At 47.5% G+C, this 644-nt stretch carries 1 protein-coding gene; it reads left to right on the forward strand.

The window, feature by feature from the left end; genetic code table 11:
- The coding region (locus R7190_RS28240; protein ID WP_318137976.1) for an ATP-dependent DNA helicase at positions 1-644 on the forward strand (644 nt) is incomplete at both ends.

Below are 644 nucleotides of genomic sequence, written 5' to 3' on the forward strand. Positions count from 1 at the left end.
ATGTGCTCAAATTGGCACTTGGTCGCAGCCAATTGTTGGATACGGCTTTTGAGCGTGCGAACTTGATCAAAGGTCGAATCGAGCGTGTGTGTGATGTTGACATCACCGGCTACTCTTACTGGTACGATACGTCACCGCGTCATTTTACTCTGCATATTACTCCGTTATCGGTGGCAGATAAGTTCCATGAACAAATCGAAATCAAGCAAGGTGCCTGGATCTTCACCTCGGCAACGCTTGCGGTCTCTGGTGACTTTAAGCACTTTACCGATCGTCTCGGCTTAAAACCTAAACAACAGTTTTCGCTGCCATCGCCATTTGATTATGAAAAGCAGGCTCGCCTTTGTGTGCCTCGTTATCTTCCTGAACCAAACAGCCCAGGTTTAGCGGACAAATTGGTGAGAATGTTAGCGCCAGTCATTGAAGAAAATGACGGTCGTTGTTTCTTCTTATGTACTTCTCACAGCATGATGCGTGAGTTGGGAGAGAAGTTCCGTGAGGTGTTGTATCTTCCGGTTCTTATGCAAGGTGAAATGAGCAAGCAAAAGACTCTTGCAGAGTTTATGGAGCTGGGTAACGCTTTGCTTGTGGCGACGGGGGCATTTTGGGAAGGGATCGATGTTAGAGGTGACGCACTGAGCTGT

This window comes from Vibrio sp. 1078-1 (assembly GCF_033340475.1).